The following is a 20,458-nucleotide window of genomic DNA, read 5'->3' on the forward strand; positions in this document are numbered from 1 at the left end:
CGGCGCGATGAAGGCGGGAGTCGTGGATTGATCGGTATCGTCAAGGTTGCGCTGCATCGGCCGCTGACCTTCATCGTCATGGCGATATTGATCGCGATCGTCGGCCTGATGGCGGCGATCCGCACCCCCGTCGACATTTTTCCCAATATCCGCATCCCGGTGATCGCGGTGGCGTGGCAATATTCCGGCCTGCCGCCCGAAGATATGGGCAACCGGATCATCAGTCCCTATGAGCGGGTGCTGACCACGACGGTCAACGATATCGAGCATATCGAAAGCCAGTCGATGCAGGGCATCGGCATCGTGAAAATCTATTTCCAGCCGGGCGCAGACATCCGCACCGCCACCGCGCAGGTGACATCGGTGTCGCAGACCGTGCTGCGCCAGATGCCGCCCGGCATCACGCCGCCGCTGATCCTGAACTATAGCGCGTCGACCGTGCCGATCCTGCAACTGGCGCTGTCGGGCAAGGGACTGTCCGAGCAGCAATTGTTCGACCTGGGCCAGAACCAGATCCGTCCGCCGCTCATCACTATTCCGGGCCTCGCCATGCCCTATCCTTCGGGCGGGAAGCAGCGGCAGATCCAGATCGACCTCAATCCGGTCGCGCTCCAGTCCAAGGGGCTGACGGCGCAGGATGTCGGCACGGCGATCGCGGCGCAGAACCAGATCAACCCGGCCGGTTTCGTCAAGATCGGCGCGACCCAATATAGCGTGCGGCTGAACAATGCGCCCGGCACGATCGAGGCGCTGAACGACCTGCCCGTCAAAGTGGTGAACGGCGCGACCATCTATATGCGCGACATCGCCTATGTCCGCGACGGCAACGGGCCGCAGACCAATGTGGTGCATGTCGAGGGGCGGCGGTCGGTGCTGCTGACGGCGCTGAAGAACGGCGCGACATCGACGCTGGCGATCGTGGACGGAGTGAAGGAAGCCCTGCCCAAGATCAGTGAAACATTACCCGAGAGCCTGAAGATATTGATGATCGGCGACCAGTCGATCTTCGTCAAGGCGGCGGTCGAGGGCGTGATCCATGAAGGCGCGCTGGCCGCGGCGCTGACGTCGCTGATGATCCTACTGTTCCTGGGATCGTGGCGGTCGACCGTCATCATCGCCTTGTCGATCCCGTTGGCGATCCTGTCGGCCGTGGCGGCGCTGGCCATGTTCGGCCAGACGCTGAACGTCATGACGCTGGGCGGGCTGGCGCTGGCGGTCGGCATATTGGTCGACGACGCCACGGTGACGATCGAAAATATCAACTGGCATCTGGAACAGGGCAAGGGCGTCGTGGAGTCCATATTGGACGGCGCGGCGCAGATCGTGACGCCGGCCTTCGTGTCCTTGCTGTGCATCTGCATCGTGTTCGTGCCGATGTTCTTCCTGCCCGGCGTCGCGGGATTCCTGTTCGTGCCGATGGCGCTGGCGGTGGTGTTCGCGATGATCGCATCCTTCATCCTGTCGCGGACATTGGTACCGACGATGGCGATGTATCTGCTGAAGCCCCATGTCGAGCATGGCGACGCGCACATGGCCGGCAGCGCCGGATCGCGGAACATCTTCGTGCGGTTCCAGCGCGGATTCGAGAAGACGTTCGAGACGATCCGCCATGGCTATGTCGGGTTGCTGCGCCGGGCGCTCGATGCGCGCAAGCCCTTCCTGCTGGGGTTCATGGGGCTGGTCGTCCTGTCCTTCGGGCTTCTCCCGATGCTGGGCAGCAATTTCTTCCCGGCGGTGGATTCGGGCCAGATCGCCATGCATGTCCGCGTGCCGGTGGGCAGCCGGATCGAGGATACGGCCGCGCGGTTCGAGCGGATCAGCCATATGGTGGAGCAACTGGTTCCGGCCGCCGAACTGGAGGCCATCACCGACAATATCGGCCTGCCCGTCAGCTCGATCAATACCGTCTACAATAATAGCGGTACGATCGGCCCGCAGGATGGCGACATGCTGATCGCGCTGAAGAAGGGGCATCGCCCGACCGACGAGATCGTCGCGACGCTGCGCGAGGAATTGCCGCGCCGCTTCCCCGGCACGAGCTTCGCCTTCCTGCCCGCCGACATCACCAGCCAGATCCTGAATTTCGGCGCGCCCGCCCCGATCGACATCCAGATCGCGGGCAAGAACGCCGCGGCCAACCGCGCCTATGCGCAGAAGCTGCTGGCGAAGGTCGCGACCATCCCCGGCCTGGCCGATGCGCGCATCCAGCAGCCGGGGCGATCACCGCAGCTCGACGTCGATGTCGACCGGTCGCGCGCGGGCCAATATGGGCTGACCGAGCGGGACGTGACGACCAGCCTGGCCAGTTCGCTGGCAGGCACGGCGCAGACCGCGCCGGTCTTCTTCGTCGATCCCAAGAGCGGCGTATCCTATCCGGTGGTCGCGCAGGCGCCCGAATATCTGATGGGGTCGATCAGCGACCTGTCCAATGTGCCCGTGTCGGCCGCCGCGGGGAGCAATGGCGCGGTGCAGCCGCTGGGCGGCCTGGCCACGATCGCGCGGTCGAGCACGGTGCCGGTGGTGTCGCATTATAATATCGCGCCGGTGCTGGACATTTATGCGACCGTGCAGGGCCGCGACCTGGGCGCGGTGGCGGGCGATATCAACGCCGCGATCAAGGCGCTGGAGGGCGAAGTGCCCAAGGGCGCGACCGTTACCATGCGCGGTCAATATGCGACGATGAACACCGCCTTTTCCGGGCTGGGCTTTGGCCTGGCGGGCGCGATCGTGCTGATCTACCTGCTGATCGTCGTCAATTTCCAGAGCTGGGTCGATCCCTTCGTCATCATCACCGCCCTGCCCGCCGCATTGGCCGGGATCGTGTGGATGCTGTTCGTGACCGGCACCACCCTGTCGGTCCCGGCGCTGACCGGCGCGATCATGTGCATGGGCGTCGCCACCGCCAACTCGATCCTGGTCGTGAGTTTCGCGCGGGAGAAGCTGGCCGAGCTGGGCGACGCGACCAAGGCGGCGATGGAGGCGGGGCTGGTGCGGTTCCGCCCGGTGCTGATGACCGCGCTGGCCATGATCATCGGCATGGGTCCGATGGCGCTGGGCCTGGGCGAAGGGGGCGAGCAGAATGCGCCGCTGGGCCGCGCCGTGATCGGCGGGCTGGTCTGCGCCACCATCGCCACCCTCTTCTTCGTACCCGTCATCTTCGCCTTCGTCCACCGCCGCCAAAAAGCCACCGATCCCCAGATGGAATATCAGCCCAGCCATGCATGACAGTCAGCCTTCGCAAGATATGACCGCGAGCGGTCCCGACAGCCGGATGCTGAAGCGCGTGGGCATCGGCGCGGGTGTGATCGCCCTGGCGGTCGTGGCGGTCGGCGCAGCGACGCGGATCAACGCGACCAACGATCTGCGCGACACAGCACAAAAGGCGTCCATCCCGGCGGTCGCGATCGTGTCGCCACAGAGCGACGCCAAGGGCGGGGCGCTGGTGCTGCCGGGCAATGTCCAGGCCTATAACAGCGCGGCCATCTATGCGCGGACCAACGGTTATGTCAGCCGCTGGCTGGCCGATATCGGCGACAATGTGCGGGCGGGCCAGTCGCTCGCGGTGCTCGATGCGCCGGAGATCGACCAGCAACTCGCGCAGGCGCAGGCCGATTACCAGACCGCGCTGGCGAACCAGCGGCTGGCGGGGACGACGGCCAAGCGGTGGAGCGCGATGCTGGCCAAGGACGCGGTGTCGCAGCAGGAATCGGACGAGAAGGCCGGCGACCTGGCGGCCAAGTCGGCGCTGTCCAACGCGGCGCTGGCCAATGTGAAGCGGCTGCGCGCGCTGCAGGGCTTCACCCGCCTCGCCGCGCCCTTCGACGGGGTGGTGACGAGCCGCTCGGCGCAGATCGGCGCGCTGGTGGTGGCGGGCAATGCGGCGTCGCAGCCCTTGTTCACCGTGTCCGACATCCACCGGATGCGTATCTATGTGCGCGTGCCGCAGGGCTATTCGTCGCAGGTGAAGGTCGGGATGCCGGCCAAGCTGACCCTGCCCGAATTTCCCGGCCGCAGCTTCACCGCAGCGCTGACGCGCAGCGCTGGCGCAGTCGATGCCCAGTCGGGCGCGGTGCTGGTCGAATTGCAGGCCGCCAATCCCGACCGCGCGTTGAAGCCGGGCGCGTTCGCCCAGGTCCGCTTCGATGTCGGGCAGGGCGGCGGCAATGGATTGAGTTTGCCAGGTAGTGCGATCCTCTATGGCAATGACGGTCCGACCGTCGCCGTGGTCGGCCGCGACAGCCGCGTGACCGTGCGGCCGATCAGCATCGCCCGCGACGAAGGCGCGACGGTGCTGGTGGCGAGCGGGATCAAGCCCGGCGAGCGGGTGATCGATTCTCCGCCGGATTCGATCCAGTCGGGCGACAAGGTGAGCGTGCAGAGCGGCGGCAAGGGTGCGGCTCATGCCGGCTAGGGCCGCGGCGCGCGCGGGGGTGTGTCTGGGGCTGGCGCTGCTGGGCGGCTGTTCCATGGCGCCCGCCTATCAGCCGCCGCAGATCGCCGCGCCGCAAGCCTATAAGGAGATGGCCGGCTGGACCGTCGCCACGCCGATGGATGCGGTCCCGCGCGGGCCGTGGTGGGAAGCGTTCGGCGACCCGGTGCTGAACGAGCTGGAGACGCGCGCGCAAGCGGCAAGCCCGACGCTGGCGGCAGCGCTGGCCCGCTACGACCAGGCGCGCGCGGTGGCGCGGGTCGAGGCGTCGGACCTGCTGCCGACCGTGGGCGTGGGCGGCGATGCCGCGCGCCAGCGCGTGTCGGGCAACCGATTCCAGGGCAATGGCGATGCGCGGACTTACAATGATTTTTCGATCGGCGCAGCGCTCGACTATGAGCTGGACATGTGGGGTCGCATCCGCAACAGCGTGACGGCGGCGCGGGCGGACGCGCAAGCGAGCGAGGCCGACCTGACGGCGGCGCGGCTGAGCCTGCAGGCGGCGGTAGCCGACGCCTATGCGCGGCTGCGCGGGCTGGATGCGCAGGCGGACCTGCTGCGCCGGTCGGTGGATGCATTCGAGCGCGCCTATCAACTGACCAGGACGCGGCATGACGGCGGCATCGCATCGGGCATCGACGTCAATCGTGCGCGCACGACATTGAGCAACGCCAGGGCGCGGATTTCGGCGGTGGCGAATGATCGCGCCGCGACCGAGCATGAACTGGCGGCGCTGACCGGGGCGGTCGCTTCCGACTTTTCGATTCCCGCGCGTGTGCAGACGCTGAGCGCACCCGCCATTCCGACCGGTGCGCCGTCCACCCTGTTGCAGCGACGGCCCGATGTGGCGGCGGCGGAGCGGCGCATGTTCGCCAACAATGCCCGGATCGGCGTGGCGCGCGCGGCCTTCTTCCCCTCGCTCACGCTGGGGCTGAGCGGAGGATGGCAGACGACGCACGGCCAGTTGCTGACCACGCCCAACAGCGTGTGGGGCCTGGGGCCGCTGGCCGCGGCGCTGACCCTGTTCGACGGTGGCAAGCGGCGGGCACAGGTCAGATTGTCGCGCGCGGAATATGAGGAGCAGGCCGCGCTCTATCGCGACACCGTGCTGGGCGCGTTCCGGCAGGTGGAGGATGGCATTGCGGCACTACACCACCTGTCGGTGCAACTGGTCGACCAGCGCGATGCGGCGCAGGCGGCGCAGCGCACGAGCGACCTGGCCTTCACCCGCTATCGCGACGGCGCGTCCGACTATCTGGAGGTCGTCACCGCCCAGACCGATGCGCTGGATTCGCAGAGCGCGCTGCTGACCGCGGAGATCGAACGGATGCGGGCGAGCATCGCACTGGTCAAGGCGCTGGGCGGATCGCCGGCCGCCGCCTGAACGGATGAAATACGGGCGTCGGACCAATTGAAGTAGAGGTCCAGTCGTTGCAAGACTAGCAGGGGATCGCGACCGTCCCAATGACCATCTTGACCAGTGTTCGTCCACGACGAGATGCCTTGCACGCTGTGCCGCGAGCCATGCTTTTGACAAAAGCGCCGGGGGACGGCAAAAGGGCAACCGGGCCAGCCAATCCTACGCCCCGGCCCGCCCTTTTCTGGATAGGATATTCCCATGGCCGACATCGAACAGCCCGACTATACGAGCCTGACCGTCCAGTTGTTGAGCGCCTATGTCGCCAACAACACAGTCGCCAGCGATGACCTGGCGGGGCTGATCCAGTCGACGCGCGCGGCGTTGATCGCGGAGACTGCGCCCGCGCCGGTCGAGACGGTCGAACATGTCCCGGCGGTGAGCGTGCGCAAGAGCATTGCGTCGCGCGAGCATATTCTGAGCCTGATCGACGGGCGGCCGTACAAGACGCTCAAGCGGCATCTGGCCACCCATGGCCTGACCCCGGCCGATTATCGCGAACGTTACGGCCTGCCCGCATCCTATCCGATGGTGGCGCAGGCCTATTCCGACCAGCGCCGCGCAGTAGCGCAGAAGCTGGGCCTGGGCCAGCGCGGCACGCAGGCGCGCGCGGCAGCGGCCGCTGCGGAGGCTGCATCGGCCGCGCCCGCGCCAAAGCCGGCAAGCGCAGCGAAGGCAGCGGCGCCCAAGCCCAAGGCCAGCCGCAAGAAGCCCGCCGTTGCGGCCACGCCCGCCCCTGCCGCCGCTACGCCCAAGGCAAAGGCAGCACCCAAGGGCGACCGCGTCCCGGCCGGAGCGGACGTCGAGACCGCGGCGACGCCGAAACCGGCCGCCAAGAAGCCCGGTCGCAAACCCAAGGCGGTGGCCGCGCCGACGATTTCTACGGTCGAAACGCCCATAGCGGCGGCGGAGCCGGTCAAAGCGAAGAGCCCGGCCAAGGCACCGCGCAGGAAGCTGGGCATCAAGGCGGCCAAGAGCGAGGCGGTCGACGCCACGTCCTGACAGACGAGCGCGCCGTCCGGATGGGCGGCGCGCCGCGCGGCGATCATTCCGGATCGGTCGCCGCCTTTTTATAGCGTTCCTGCGAGGCGAGGCGAATGCTGGCATTGGGCGCGCCATAGCCCTGATACCTGTCGCGCTCGACAAATTCGAAAAAGAAGCGTTTGCGGAACGCGCGACTGTAGAGTTGCAAATATTCGCCGGTGCCATCTGCATCGTATAATATATTCGCCTGCGCCAAGGCTGCCATGCGCTGGTCGTCCAGGCCGAAGCGGGCGGCGATATCGTCATGATAATTGGGTGGGATCGGCAGGATATCGGCGCCCTTTACGGTCATGCAGCCGGCGGTCGCCAGCAGATCCGGCGTGGACAGGGCGATATGCTGATAGCCGCCGCCCAGATTATGTTCGACGAAGCGCGACGACAAGGTGCCGAGCGCCTCCGAGGCATTGAGCGTCACACGCAGCGCGCCGTCCGGCGACTGGAGCGGCTGGCTCAATACCAGCCCGGACGGATCGATGACATCGGCCTGGAAACTTTGTTGCAAGCCGAAGAGCGAGCGCCAGTAGAGTTGCCAGGACAGATATTCCTCGATCCGCACGACCGCGGCGAGATGATCGATCGCGAGCGGGGATGCGTCATAGGGCGCGCCGGTGGGCGTGAATTCGCCGGCCCACATGGCATCGGCCTCTCCCTCCCCGATCAGATAGACGAGACTGCCGCCGATGCCGCGCAGCGCCGGGAAGGCGAGGTTGCCCGGCGCGTCGCTATCGTCCACCGCCCGGATGCCCAGATGCGCGGCGCGCGCGGCGACCGCATCGCGATCCGGCACGACGAGGCCGACGGCGCAGATGGACGGGCCGTGGACGCTATGAAAATCATGGCCGAAGCCATGCGGTTCGGCGTTGATGACGAGGTTGACCGACCCGGCCTGCCAGCGGCTGACCGCCTTGGCCGGGTGGATGCCGGTGCGGATGAAGCCGAGCGATCCGAACATTGTTTCGAGCGCCGGGACATCCGCATCATCGACGGCGAATTCGACGAATTCGGGGCGGACATGGGACGGCGGCGATGGGGCGACGGTCGGGCGGTCGAGCAGGCGCAAGGCGGAATCCTCGACATGGCGCAGCGCGCGCAGTCCGTCGGCGGCGATCAGGTCGGCCGACCAGCCGCGGAACCGATCGTTGAAGATTTCGAGTGACAAGGGGCCGCTATAGCCGGTCGCCAATATTTCCGCGACATAGGCTTCAACCGGCAAACCGCCTTGCCCCGGAAAGTTGCGGAAGTGGCGGCTCCAGTAGAGCAGGTCCATATCCAGTTTCGGTGCATCAGCCAATTGGACGAAGGCGATCTTGTCGCCCGGAATGGAGCCGATGCTCTCGCTGGGGATGCCGCGCGACAACGAGTGGAAGCTGTCGAGAATGATGCCGATATTGGGATGATCGACCGCTTCCACAATCGCCCAGGCGTCGCGATGGTCGAAGACATGGCGGCCCCAGGCGAGCGCTTCATAGCCGACGATGATGTCGCAGGTGGCGGCGAGGTCGCCCAGTTGCTGGAAGTCGGCGACGATGCGATTGCGTTCGCCCAGCGCGTGCGGCGAGCAGTTGGAGCAGACAAGGATGTGACGGGCGCCCAGTTCGCCCATCAGGTCGAACTTCGCCACCGCCCGGTCGAAGGCGCGCTGGCGCATGGCGCCGGGCATCCCTTCGAAATCGCGGAAGGGCTGGTAGAGCATGCAGGCGAGGCCGAGATCGTCGAGCATCGCACGGACTTCGCGCGGGCGCAGCGGCGAGGCGATCAGGTCGTTTTCGAAAATCTCGACGCCGTCGAAGCCCGCGGCGGATGCGGCGCGCAGCTTTTCCTCCAGCGTGCCGCTGAGCGAGACGGTGGCGATGCCGCATTGCAGGCTCATAATCGCATATCCTCCCTCTATGTCAGCTTTGCAGCGCGGCGCGGAAACTGCCGCCCATGCGGACGGGATCGGCGCTGCGGCCGGTGAAATGCCGGAAGGCGCCGATAGCCTGGAAGATCGTCATGCCGCTGCCGTCGAGCGTGGTGCAACCGGCGGCGCGGGCTTCGCGCAGCAACTGGGTTTCGAGCGGGAAATAGACGATGTCGGTGACCCATAGCCGGGCGTCGAGCAGGTCGCGGGGGATCGCCGAGCCGGGATGCACGGCCATGCCCATGGGCGTGGCGTTGACGATGCCGTCGGCCAGCGCGATGGCCGCAGACAGATCATGGCCGACGACCGCCCGGCCGATGCCATGCACGCCGCAGAGCGCGTCGCAGAGCGCGGTGGCGCGGCCGGTGTCGGAATCAAACAGGGTGAGTTGCGTCACGCCCAGATCCATCAGCGCATGGGCGGTGGCGGCCCCTGCCCCGCCGGCGCCCATCTGGACGACGCGGGTCATGGCGGCGCCCTGTGGCAGGCCGGAGCGGAGATTTTCGGCGAAACCGCTGACGTCGGTGTTGTAGCCGATGCGCCGCCCGTCGCGGAAGACGACGGTGTTGACGGAACCGATCTGCGCCGCCTGGGGCGAAAGTTCGTCTAGATGGGCGATGACCGCCTGCTTATAGGGATGGGTGACGTTGACGCCCGCGAAACCGGCGAGGTGCAGCGCGTCGAGCAGGCGCGGCAGGTCCGATCCGGTCATGCCGTCGGCGGCGAAATCGAACAGGCGATAGATGAGGCGGATGCCCTGCGCATCCGCTTCGCTTTCGTGCAGGCGCGGCGTCAGCGACGCCTGGATGTCGCGGCCGATCAGGCCGGTAAGGTAGCGCGGGACGGAGCGTGACTGGGTCAAGGGATGGCGATCCGAATAAAAGGGTGGTCCCCGTCAGAGTATGACGGGGACCGGGGGGAGATCAGAATTTGAACTTCGCGCCGACATAGAAGGACCGGCCGACCATGTCGTAAGTGCCGGCATCCGTGCCGTTCTGCGAACTGGCGACGAAGGGAATGCCCTTGTCGAACAGATTGGTGACGCCGCCGCGCAGTTGCAGATTGTCGTTGATGTCGACGGTCGAGAAGATATCGAACAGATTATAGGGCTTGACCCCCACCTGTTCGGCCGCGGGCGAGGTGATGGCGCTGATGTCGCGCAGCTTGCCCTGATAGCGCCAGCGCAGGCCGATGCCGAACACGTCGGAGCTGTAGCCAACGGTGGTCAGCGCCTTCCATTTGGGCAGCGGACGGCCCGGCGTGCTGGTGCCGACGAAATCCTGCGCCGCCGAGCCGGGCAGGGTCTGGACCTTATAATGGTTCAGCCAGCCGATGGCGGACGAGGCGTAGATCTTCCCCGACCCATCGCCGATGCCGGCGTCCGACAGGCGCAGCGACCAGTTGACCTGCACATCGACGCCATCGGTGTCGAGCGCGCCGAGGTTGAGATAAGGCTGGGCGATGGCGACGAGCTGACCGGTCGGGTCGCGCTGGACCAGCTGGCAGAATTCGTTGCTGTTCGAATAGCTGCTGTTCGATCCATCGAGATTATAGCATTTGGCGAGGACCGTCAGACCATTGATGGTCGAGATGACGTTGCGGATCTTGATATTATAATAGTCGACCGAGAAGGAGAAGCCCGACAACCAGGGCGACGAGAATTTGGGATTGTAGACGAAGCCGACGTTGAAGGTGTTCGCCTTTTCCGGGGTCAGGGCACTGTTGCCCTGGATATTGCCGCCGGTGGCGGTGGTGGCGAACTGATAGGCGTCGATCGCGGCGGCGGGAATGCCCTGCGCCAGGCAGAGGCCGCGGACCTGCGCGCCATTGGCGCCGGTGCGGGCCGCCGAACGGACGTCGCAGGGATCGCCGATGGCGAGCGGCGGCGTTCCGATGGCGAGCTGCGAGCCGGTGACGGGCGAGAAGAGTTCGCCGATATTGGGCGCACGCACCGCGCGCTGGTAGCTGCCGCGGATCAGCAGCGACTGGACCGGTTGCCAGCGGGCGTCGAATTCATAGCTTTTCACGCTGCCGCTGGGCTTATAGTCCGAATAGCGGAAGGCCGCGCCGACGCCCAGTTCGTGGAAGAAGGGCGTGTCGGACAGCAGCGGCACGTCGATCTGCGCTGCGAATTCCTTGACGCTGATCTCGCCCCGCGCCGGGTTGGAGCCGACGACACCCTCGACATTGTTGGAGACGAGGTCGGAGCTGGGGTCATATTTATACGTGTTCTTGCGATAACCGGCGAGCAGCGCGAGCTGGACCGGGCCGGCCGGCAGGTCGAACAACGGACCGTTGACCTGGCCCTGGACCTGGGTCTGCGTCAGCCGTTCGCGGCTGTTGATCGTCGCGGTCATATATTGCTGGCATTCGCGCGACAGGCTGGTCGCGTTGGCGATGCCGAAAGGATTGAAACCGCCCGCGCAGAGCGAGGCGCCGCCATCGGGCGCGTTGAGCAAGGTCTGCACCCGCGATTTCAGCACCGCGTTGAACATCGACTGGTTATGGACGGTTTCGTCATAGGAGGCGAAGGCGTCGAACTTCCACGATCCGGCCAGCGTACCCTTCAGCCCGCCCAGATATTGCTGAACCCGGTAATTCTCGTCCCAACCCTTGTCGCCGATGCCGACATAGCGGGCGCTCCAGCGGAAGGGCGCGGCCGGGTTGGCGCGCGACGCCAACAGGGTGGCGAGATCGGTCGGGATGAAGGGATTGGTGACGGGAATGGTGGTGAAGGGCGCGAACTGCGTCAGGCTGCCGCCGCTTTCGGTGGTGACGGTGGAGTCGACATAGAGGAACTGGCCATAGGCGGTCAGCGCGTCCGTCAGGTCATATTCGCCCTTGGCGAAAGCGGATTTGCGTTCGAATGCGTTGAGGATCTGAAGCTGCGGGCCGACCGGCATACGCACATTGCCGCCGACCACGGCATAGGCGCCGGTCGTCGGCCCCTTATAGTTGATCGCGCCGGTCTGGACGAACAGCGAGCCGTCATTGTTGAAGCCGAGATTGAGCGTCGGGTTGATCGGCGTGGTCGCGCCATAGCTGGCGAACAGGCCGTTGAGCACGGCTGCGTTCGGCAGGTTCAGCGCATTGGGGACGAAGGTGCCGGTGCCAATGAAGGACGATGGCACCTTGTCGTTGAAGAAGCTGCGCTGCGAACCGGAGAGCGGATCGCGCTGGCCATAGCTCAAGGCCAGCATCAGGCGGCCACGATCGTCGGCGAATTTGGTGCCGAGCGCCAACGACGCGTTGAACTTGCCATAGTCGCCGCGGAAGCTGTTGCCGTTCTGGATGTCGCCGCGAATGCCGTCGAAATATTTGTCGGTCTTGAAATTGACGACGCCCGACATGGCGTCGGACCCGTAGATCGCCGAGGCGCCGCCGGTGATGACATCCACCGAGCCGATGATCGATTCCGGCAGGATGTTGATGTCGACATTGCCGTTGATGTCGGACAGCGGCAGGCGGCGGCCGTCGAGCAGGACGAGGTTGCGGTTGGAGCCAAGGCCGCGCAGGTTGAGCGTGGCGCGACCGCCCGCCCCCTGGCCACCGGTGCCGGCATTGCCCGAAGGGGTGAAGCCGGGCAACTGGTTCAGCGAATCTTCCAGCGTGATCTGGCCGCTCTGCTGCACCAGTTCATCCGAGACGGTGACGATCGGGCTGACCGCGACATTGTTCGGGCGGGCGATCAGCGATCCGGTGACGACGATGTCGGCGGTGGCCGGCTGGTCGGCGGCGGCGGCGTCGCCGGCCTGCTGCGCCGGGGCGGCCTGATCCTGCGCCCAGAGCGGTGATGTGCAGGCGCCGAGCGCCAGTGCGGCCAGCGATCCGCCGAGACGAAGCTGCATGGTGAAACCTGTCTTCATTTCATCCTCCCGTTTTTATTACTAACTAGTTCGTACATAAATTGATGCGACCCGAGGCTTTGCCCCTGTTTTTGCGTGACCTTCCTGCCCCTATATTCGTCAGTCCAGTTCGAACCCGGCGTACATCCCCTACGATGAAAATATAGGCCGCGGCCCCGACCAGCGCGAGTATGCCGATGAAGGCGAGCGCGAAGTAGAAGGAGCCGGTCTGCCCCACGATCAGCCCGACCACGATCGGCGTGACGATGCCGGCCAGATTGGCGCAGAGATTGAAGACGCCGCCGGTCAGGCCGATATATTGGCGCGGGGCGACGTCGGAAATCAGGGTCCAGCCCAGATTGACCATGCCCTGGCCGAAAAAGGCGATCGACATGATGGCGATGACCAGCGTGTTGCTCTGAACGAAATTGGCCGCGACGATGGTGGAGGCCAGCAGCAATCCGGCGACGATCGGCAGCTTGCGCCCGATATTAGCGGAGCCGGTGCGGCGGATCAGCATGTCGGACACCTGCCCGCCCAGCAAGACGCCGGCCGAGGCGGCGATATAGGGCAGGACGGCGAAGGTGCCGGATTTGAGCCAGTCCATGCCGCGCTCGGTCGCCAGATAGGTCGGGAACCAGGTCAGGAAGAAGACCAGCGTCGAATTGCCGCAAAACTGGCCGATCGACGCGCCCAATATCTGGCGCTTGCCCATCAGCTTGCGGACATTGGCCCAGGAGAAGGGGATTTTTTCGTCCTTGCCGGCGATGGCCACGCCCCCGCCCGCCTTGATATAGGCGAGTTCGGCGGCGTTGACGCGGCGGCTGTCGGCCGGATCGCGATAACGGGCATACATGAGCAGGCCGAACGCCATGCCGAGCGCGCCGGCGATCAGGAACAGGGCGCGCCAGCCGAAGCTGCCCACCACCCAGAAGAGGACGGGGCTGAAGAAGGCGAGACCCGCATATTGCCCCACGGCATAGACGGAGTTGGCCCGCGCCCGTTCATCCTGCGGGAACCAACTGCTGAGAATGCGGCTGTTGCACGGGTAGCAAGGTGCTTCCGCCATGCCCAGCGCCAGGCGGAAGCCGAACAACATTGCCACATTGCCGGCTATGCCGTGGAGCAAAGTGAAAAAGGACCAGAGGATCAGCGACCCGGCATAGGTGATGCGCGTGCCGAGCCGGTCGAGCAGCAGGCCGCCGGGGATTTGCGACGCGGCATAGGTCCAGGAGAAGGCGGAGAAGATGAAGCCCATCATTTCCGGCGAGATATGGAGTTCCGCGGTCAGCGAGGGGGCGGCGACGCCCATGACGGCACGGTCCATATAGTTGAGCAAGGTGGCGACGCTGATGAGCGCCAGCACGCCGATGCGCGCGCGGGTGGGGCGGAGCAGTCCGTCGGAATGTGCGGACGCCCTCATGCCGGCGTCGATGCGCAAGGGGCCATGACCGCAGTGTCGGACGGACGGGCGTTCGGACGATAGATGCTGCACTGGGCCGTCACTGGCCGATCCTCCCCATCAGTCGGGATATGTTTCCCGATCTTGCAGATTCGCTTCTATGCCAAGCCGGATGTTTCGGCAAGAGAAATGTACGAACTAGTTCATACAAATTTACGGCAACAGATAGGACAGGCGCCGAATCGCGATCCGGTCCGCCTGATAGGAGCCGAGCCACAGATCGTCGCCCAGCATCACCGCCGCCGATACGCCGTTGAAGACCGGGTCGGGCGGACCATAGGCGACCAGAGAAAAGCGGCGGGTTTCCGGGTCGAGCTGTGCCACGGCATAGCCGCGATGGCACAACATGCCATCGGCCACGCCATTGACGATTTTACGCAGGCCGCCGCAGGCCGGTTCTTCGCGCACCATGCCGGCGAGCAGCAGCCGGTCGCCGTCCCAATGGATATTGTCGGGCATGAATTCGGGCGCCTGCGCGCGCCAGAGCGGCTGGCGCGTATCGTGGCGCGCATAGGCGACCACATCGCGCAGGCCGAAGGCGATGACATAGAAGCCGCTATCGTCACGCGCCGTTTCCAGCCCGTTATTGCCGGGCAACTGCGTGCCGGGCAGCAGGCGGAAGGCGCTGTCCTGCGGGCCGCGTTCATAGACGCCGCCGGTGATGCGACCAAGGACGAAATCGGTGATGCTGGTGCCGGGGCGCGTCAGCACCGTGGCGATGACCGTGCCATCGGCATAGGAGGCGACGGCATTGGCGACATGGCCCGGCGGCATGGCGAGGCAACCCTGCCAGCGCAGGGTCGGCGCACCCTCCCCGCGCGCGTCGATCGCGAAAACCTCGATCGCTTCGCGCCCGCCATGATTGACGACCAGCAGCCGCCCCTGCCCCGCTTCAGTCATGCGCAGGCTGAGGCCGCGGGCGGTGAACAGCGCGGGATCGGGCGGCGTGGCGCAATCGGGATAGCGGGGGTCGGGCGTGACCTGATCGGAAGAGGCCGTGAACCAGAGGCTGGCGCGGCGGGTGCGGCTGTCGATCAGTTTCAGCCCCGATCCGGTCGCAAATCCGCTGGCGATCACCCAGGGGGTTGCCGGGATATGGGCAAGGTCTTCGGGCTTGTTCGCGCCGCAGACGAAGCTGAACTGTGCGGTTGGGGCGCAGGCGGTGGTGGATGGTGGCGCGGGCGATGTCGTCGCGCAGCCCGCCAGCGCCAGCAGCGCCGCACCGGCGAGGATCGAACCCCGCCTCATGTGACGCGATAGACGCGGATGCGCACAGACGGCTTGGGCGCGTCTTCGGGCGGCGGGCCGAGCGTGCCGATGAAGATCGCCTGGTTGAGCCAGTCGTGCGGGCCGGTGGGCGCTTCGAAACTGGGGACGGTGCGCAGATAGCGGCTGGGGGCGCCGGAGACGCGGCTGTTGGTCAGGCCGACATTGCGGACATGGATCGGCGTGCCGTCATCCGTGCGCATCATGTAATCGGCTTCTATGACCGTCCAGTTATCGGCGCGTTGCAATTGCCAGTCCGCGCCGCCTGCCAGAACGACGCCCCGGATGCGGGGACCGGCGAAGGTGCCGCCGGTGATGGGGATGCGCCTGCGGGTGCCGAGCGGAGTCGGGCCGAACTCTTGGGTGGGTTCCAGCGTGACGATGGCTTCATAGACGAAATCCAGGCCCGGCGCGTCGGTCGTCGCCCATGCCCTCGCCGGCAGAGCGGATGCTGCGATCACCCCGCCTAGGCCGGTGAGCACATACCGTCGGTTGATCATCGCCATCAGTCCCTGATCCGCGGACGATCGGCCGGCGGCGGGGCGTCGCCGAACAACGGCCAGTCGGCGAAATGCGGCCAGGGGATGACGGCGCGCGTGTCGCCCAGTTCCAGCGCCTTGGGCCGGGCGCGCGTGAAGGCGGGCCAGTTCGGGCCGGGGTCGCCCGTGCGGGCGAAGGCGATCAGGCGATCCATCATCTCGGTGGACAGGCTCTGGTCCACCGCGGTCCAGTCGCGGGTGATGCGGAAGCGGTTGAGGCTGTCCAGCGTGCCGAGCCAATAAGGGATGTCCGCCGAATGATAGGCGCCCACGGTCGTGGGATCATGGTCGGCGAAGGAAACGCCGGGGCGATAGGGATGAACGCGGGTGAAGAACCAGGCGTGGACCGGCGCCTTGGCGGTGGCGGCCTGCGCCAGCGCCCATTGCGCCATCTGGGCGTTGAGGGTGGAGTCGCGTTCGATGTCGCGCGCCTGCCGTCGCGCTTCGTCCGGCGTGCGCGCGGGATAGCGTTGCAGGATCGTCGTGGCATTGGCCGGAAAGGCGCGGCGGACGGCGGATTCATAGTCCGCTACGGTGGCGACCGGCCCCAGCGACCGGAAGCTTTCGTCGCGGGTGAAGCCAAGCAGCAGCGGCACGTCATTCTGGCGTCCGGCGGCAAAGGCGCTGGCGGGGGTTTCCGCCACGACGTCGCCGTCGATCACGATCGGACGGCGGCGCACCGGCGCGGCGCGGGCGATCAACTGGTCAGCGGGCAGGTCGCGCATCTGTTCGATCGACTGCGCGCCCAGCGCCTGTTGCAGCGCGAGGCCTTCGGCTTCGGCGTCCTTGAGCGGGACGGGCGTTCCGATGCCACCAAATGCGCCGCCACTCATGCCGACGGCGCGCTGGAACAGGCCTTTGGTCGCCGGGCTGGCTTGCAACAACGAGACCGACATCGATCCGGCGGACTGGCCCGCGATCGTCACATTGCCCGGATCGCCGCCGAAACCGGCGATATTGGCCTTGATCCACTGGAGCGCCGCGACCTGATCCTTCAGGCCGTAATTGCCCGACTTGCCGCCATTTTCGGCGCTGAGTGCGGGGTGGGCCAGGAAGCCCAACGGCCCGACACGATAGGCGATGGCGACATAGACGACGCCCTTGGCCGCAAGGGCGTCGCCCGCATAATTGGCCATGGAGGCCGAACCGATGTTGAAGCCGCCGCCATAGATCCAAGCGACGACCGGATAGCCGCCTGCGGGCGCGGGGCCGGGCGGCGCCCAGATGTTGAGGTAGAGACAATCCTCGCTGGTCGCTTCCTCCCCGAAGTAATGGTTGATATTGCGGGCGCGCAGCGGCTGGATGCATTCCGGCGCAAAGCGATCGGCGTTCCAGACGCCGTCCCAGCGCGCGTGCGGCTGCGGCGCGCGCCAGCGCAGATCGCGCACCGGCGGCGCGGCGAAGGGGACGCCCAGCCAGGCACGCACGCCCGACGCCAGCAGCTTGCCCGCCACCAGGCCATCAGTCGTGCGGATGGGGTCGCCGGCGGACCGATCGACGATCTGGGCCGAAGCGGGCGCGGAAAGCAGAAGCCCCAGAGCCAGCAGCAAGCGGCGCATCATTTCTTGCCCTTCAGTTGCGTGTCGAAGAAGCGGAAGGTGAGGTCGAGCGCGCGCAGCGAGGCGGCGCGGGTCGCCGCCGCATCCGCGCCGATCCAGCTATGGCCGACGCCGGGGATGATCTCCAGCGTGACGGGGACATGGGCCGCCTTCAGCGTCGCGGCGAGCTGCTGCGACTGGGCGGCGGGCACGACCTTGTCGTCGGTGCCGTGGATCAGCAGCATCGGCGGGTCTTTGGCATCGACATGGGCCGCGGGACTGGCGGCTCTGACGCGATCGGCCGGGCAATCGGGCTTCACGCAGTCGAGATAGGCGTTTTCCGCGCCGGCGATCGCCTGCGGCATAGTGGCGAAATCATAGACGCCGTACCAGCCCGCCCCGGCTTGCACGCAGTCGCTCTGGCCGGGGTTGCTCTTGTCCTCGCCGGTCGGCGCGCTGCCGCACTGGAGCGCAGCAAGCGCCGCGAGCTGGCCGCCAGCCGATCCGCCCCAGACGGCCACCTTGCCCCCGTCCAGCCCGAAGCGCGCGGCATTGGCGCGCAGAAAGCGAATGGCGGTGCGGACATCGTCGATCGCGGCGGGGAACGGCGCTTCCTTCGACAGGCGATATTCGAGCGAGGCGACGATATAACCCCGCGCCGACAGGTCGGCCAGCACCGCGGGGAAATCGCTGAATGCGCCGGACTGGCGCGTATGGCCGTTCGCCCAGCCGCCGCCATGGATGTAGAGGACGAGCGGCAGCGGGCCGCTGGCGGCGGACGGGCGGTAAAGGTCGAGCGTGATCGGACGGTAGCCGGGAATGACGGAATAGACGATGTCCGCATTGACCGTGACGCCGTTGGCCAGGGTCAGAATACGGTCGGGCATCGGATCGCCCAGCGCCGGTTCGGGCGCGGTGGCGGGGGATGGTGGCTGGGCAAGGAGCGGCCCCTGCGCCGCCAATAGCGCCAGACCCAAAGATAGCGTGATCCGCCTAAGCATAATCCTCTCCCGTTCACGATTCTTGTGCTAACTATTTCGTACATTGATATCATCGGGGATTGCGATGGCAAGCCCGATGACGATGCGCATCATCATGGAGCGAGACTGAACCATGGCCGCCTGTGGGGGAGCGGCAATCGACGCTGTGTTATCCCGCCTGACGCATTGCAGCGCAGCTAAAGCATCATGCCGAAAAGTGCGAACCGGTTTCCCGCTAAAAACGATGCGAAAAAACTGGAGCGTGCGTCTTGCGTCCGGTTAGACGCAGCCCGCTCCAGATACCGTTCAGCATGTCAGTTTCAGACGGCGGCAAGCCACCCACTCAGGCCCGGCACCAGCTTTCGATGATGTCGATGACATTGGTGCGCCGCCGCGCCAGCACCTTGGGCGCGGTGACGTCGCGTTCGAAACCGTAGGAGACGGTATAGCGATTCGAGACATTGTAGAAGCAGAGCGCGCTGATCGTCATATGCAGTTCCAGCGGGTCGATGCCTTCGCGGAAATGGGCGCTGGCGACACCGCGCGCCAGGATGTTGCGCAACTGTTCCACCACCTTGCGATTGCGTTCGCGGATGCCGGGAATCTCGCCGATATGCGCGCCGCGCAGGATATTCTCGTTCATCACCAGCCGCACGAATTCGGGATGCTGGTGGTGATAGTCGAAGGTCGCGCCGACCACATCGCGCAAGGCCGCGTCGGGGGCCAGGTCGCTGCGCGTATTATCCGCATCGATCTCCCGCACCGCGGTGTAAGCGCGCTCCAGCACGGCGCGGTACAAGCCTTCCTTGCTGCCGAAATAATAATAGATCATCCGCTTGGACGCATCGGTGCGATCGGCGATCTCGTCTATGCGCGCGCCGCTCAACCCCTTGTCGGCGAACTCCAGCGTGGCGACGTCCAATATGTTGAGGCGAGTCTCCTCCGCTTCACCAGCCCGTCCGCCCGCCTTGCCCTGCATGTTCGTCGGCGATTTGGCCACGCATCATCCTTCCCTGTGTCCCGCAAGGCATAGCTTGGCAGCGACGCGTCCTTCAAGAGAGGATGCAGGCGCGCGCTACTTATGTGGCGGAGGCCAGTTCCTGTCGTAACATGGTCGCGGGCTGTGCGCCGGACCGCTCCAGCGCGTCGAGCGTCGCTATCGCCATGGCACGATAGGCGGGGAGCAGGTGCGGGCTGTCAGCCGACAGCGCGGCCAGATGACTGGCGATGGTGTCGCCGTCGCCCCGCAGCAACGGCCCGGACAAGGCGGCCATGCCCCGGTCGAGGCCGTTGTCGAGCGCCGCGCGAACGAGCGGACCGAGGAGCGCGCCGGGGTCGGCGATGCCGGCCGCCGTCAGCGCGTCGCCCGCGCCGGCGATCAGCGTCACAAGATGGTTGGCGGCATGGCAAAGCGCGGCGTGGTAGAGCGGGCGCTGCGCCTCCCCCACCTGCTCCGCCACGCCGCCGAGCAGGGCGACCAGAGCCTGTGCGGCCAGGATCGCCGGGTGCGTGTCTGCGGTGATGACGAAGCGGGCGCCGACCATGCGGGCGACTTCCCGTTCGGGATCGCCGGTGAAGGTCATGGCCGGATGCACCGCCGCAGTCAGGGCGCCGCGCTGCGCCAGTGGCGCAAGGAGCGCCGCGCCGCTGCCGCCGCTGAGATGGAGGATGAAAGGCGTGACGTCTTCGGACAGTTGCTGCGCCAGGGCCTCGACCAGATCGGGAATGGCGTCGTCCGACACGGCGATCAGGATCACGTCGCAGGCGGACGCGATCGTCGTCAGTTCATGCGCGGCCTGGGCGTGGCCGATCCCGGCGACCATGGCGTCGCGCCGGACCGGGTCGCGGCCCCATACCAGCATCGGATCGGCCGTCCGGGCTTGTAAGGCCCGCGCCATGGCGCGGGCGACGCGGCCGGTGCCGATGATGCCGATCCGGCGATGGGGTGGGTCGCTGCGCATGGCGGATGCCTAGACCATTCCGAAGTCGGCCGAAACAGCCGACGACTTGCAGAATCGCAAAGAAGATCGGCGCGTCT

General features: G+C 66.3%; 14 protein-coding genes. 4 read left to right on the top strand and 10 right to left on the bottom strand.

Annotation, left to right across the window (positions count from 1 at the left end; genetic code table 11):
* The first annotated feature begins 27 nt into the window (after positions 1 to 27).
* The 4 genes from ABT375_RS20690 (at position 28) to ABT375_RS20705 (ending at position 6,848) form a co-directional block, all read left to right on the top strand.
* On the top strand, positions 28 to 3,225 hold the full coding sequence (locus ABT375_RS20690; RefSeq protein ID WP_416465012.1) for an efflux RND transporter permease subunit: 3,198 nt from the start codon (positions 28 to 30) through the stop codon (positions 3,223 to 3,225).
* Between the two features lie 19 nt (positions 3,226 to 3,244).
* Positions 3,245 to 4,411: an efflux RND transporter periplasmic adaptor subunit gene (locus ABT375_RS20695; RefSeq protein ID WP_416465013.1), complete on the top strand. Its 1,167-nt coding sequence runs from the start codon at positions 3,245 to 3,247 to the stop codon at positions 4,409 to 4,411.
* Positions 4,401 to 5,813, top strand: coding sequence for an efflux transporter outer membrane subunit (locus tag ABT375_RS20700; protein WP_416465014.1), 1,413 nt, complete (start codon positions 4,401 to 4,403; stop codon positions 5,811 to 5,813). Before ABT375_RS20695 ends, ABT375_RS20700 begins: the two co-directional genes overlap by 11 nt.
* Before the next feature lie 234 nt (positions 5,814 to 6,047).
* Entirely contained in the window at positions 6,048 to 6,848 is an 801-nt protein-coding gene (locus ABT375_RS20705; RefSeq protein WP_261937418.1) for a MucR family transcriptional regulator, read from the top strand.
* A 43-nt stretch (positions 6,849 to 6,891) separates the two neighbouring features.
* Here ABT375_RS20705 and ABT375_RS20710 read toward each other — a convergent pair whose 3' ends face one another.
* From ABT375_RS20710 to ABT375_RS20755, 10 genes are all read right to left on the bottom strand, one after another.
* Positions 6,892 to 8,760: a bifunctional sugar phosphate isomerase/epimerase/4-hydroxyphenylpyruvate dioxygenase family protein gene (locus ABT375_RS20710; protein ID WP_416465015.1), complete on the bottom strand. Its 1,869-nt coding sequence runs from the start codon at positions 8,758 to 8,760 to the stop codon at positions 6,892 to 6,894.
* Between the two features lie 22 nt (positions 8,761 to 8,782).
* Positions 8,783 to 9,652, bottom strand: a complete 870-nt coding sequence (locus tag ABT375_RS20715; RefSeq protein WP_416465016.1) for a shikimate dehydrogenase — start codon at positions 9,650 to 9,652, stop codon at positions 8,783 to 8,785.
* A 61-nt stretch (positions 9,653 to 9,713) separates the two neighbouring features.
* Complete coding sequence (locus tag ABT375_RS20720; RefSeq protein WP_416465017.1) at positions 9,714 to 12,656, bottom strand: TonB-dependent receptor domain-containing protein; 2,943 nt, start codon at positions 12,654 to 12,656, stop codon at positions 9,714 to 9,716.
* 25 nt (positions 12,657 to 12,681) lie between these two features.
* Positions 12,682 to 14,058, bottom strand: coding sequence for an MFS transporter (locus ABT375_RS20725; RefSeq protein ID WP_416465018.1), 1,377 nt, complete (start codon positions 14,056 to 14,058; stop codon positions 12,682 to 12,684).
* 192 nt (positions 14,059 to 14,250) lie between these two features.
* Positions 14,251 to 15,345 carry a hypothetical protein gene (locus ABT375_RS20730; protein WP_416465019.1) on the bottom strand — a complete coding sequence of 365 codons (1,095 nt, stop codon included), beginning with the start codon at positions 15,343 to 15,345 and terminating at the stop codon, positions 14,251 to 14,253.
* Entirely contained in the window at positions 15,342 to 15,863 is a 522-nt protein-coding gene (locus ABT375_RS20735; protein WP_416465020.1) for a DUF3237 family protein, read from the bottom strand. Before ABT375_RS20735 ends, ABT375_RS20730 begins: the two co-directional genes overlap by 4 nt.
* Before the next feature lie 5 nt (positions 15,864 to 15,868).
* The gene (locus tag ABT375_RS20740) at positions 15,869 to 17,464 is read right to left on the bottom strand and encodes a carboxylesterase/lipase family protein (RefSeq protein WP_416465021.1); all 1,596 of its coding nucleotides are present in this window, start codon (positions 17,462 to 17,464) and stop codon (positions 15,869 to 15,871) included.
* Positions 17,461 to 18,441, bottom strand: a complete 981-nt coding sequence (locus tag ABT375_RS20745) for an alpha/beta fold hydrolase (RefSeq protein ID WP_416465022.1) — start codon at positions 18,439 to 18,441, stop codon at positions 17,461 to 17,463. Before ABT375_RS20745 ends, ABT375_RS20740 begins: the two co-directional genes overlap by 4 nt.
* A 322-nt stretch (positions 18,442 to 18,763) precedes the next feature.
* Positions 18,764 to 19,420 (bottom strand): TetR family transcriptional regulator, encoded by a 657-nt coding sequence (locus tag ABT375_RS20750; protein WP_224547046.1) that lies wholly within the window; start codon positions 19,418 to 19,420, stop codon positions 18,764 to 18,766.
* Positions 19,421 to 19,499: 79 nt separating this feature from the next.
* On the bottom strand, positions 19,500 to 20,381 hold the full coding sequence (locus ABT375_RS20755) for a Rossmann-like and DUF2520 domain-containing protein (protein WP_416465023.1): 882 nt from the start codon (positions 20,379 to 20,381) through the stop codon (positions 19,500 to 19,502).
* Positions 20,382 to 20,458 lie beyond the last annotated feature (77 nt).

The sequence above is a fragment of the Sphingomonas sp. VDB2 genome, from assembly GCF_047946695.1.
GTDB classification, from domain to species: Bacteria; Pseudomonadota; Alphaproteobacteria; order Sphingomonadales; family Sphingomonadaceae; genus Sphingobium; species Sphingobium bisphenolicum.